Genomic DNA, 438 nt, shown 5'->3' on the forward strand with positions numbered 1-438 from the left:
TGTGACCACATCAGAATGTAATAGGCCAAAGTCTTCTATTACAAATATTAAACAGCTTTTCCCATCCCGAACCAACGATGAATGTCTATTAGAATTAAAGAAGAATCCATCCGTTTACCGGACATATCTGAACTGGCCTGACAAATGGAAATCGTGCTTTCTCGAATTCATGGAAGGAAAGAAAAGTCTGCCATTAACCTATGATCCATTTTTTAAGAAGCTATTTAACCCGGATGTATACCCGGAACGATTATCACGACTGATCAGCAGTATCATCGGTACAAATGTAACCGTGAAGTGTATCCTGTCAAATGAAGACAGTATGCTGCCATCAACCTCTCTCCTACTTCTGGATATCATTGTTCAATTAGAAGACGGTTCAATCGCAAATGTCGAAATTCAAAAAATCCCATATACATTCCCCGGTGAGCGGATGTC

General features: G+C 39.7%; 1 pseudogene. It reads left to right on the plus strand.

Annotation, left to right across the window (positions count from 1 at the left end):
- Nucleotides 1-438, plus strand: a pseudogene (locus DWW43_RS11195) (hypothetical protein); the annotation flags it as partial.

The organism is Clostridium sp. AF15-41, assembly GCF_003604095.1.
GTDB lineage: Bacteria > Bacillota > Clostridia > Lachnospirales > Lachnospiraceae > Coprococcus.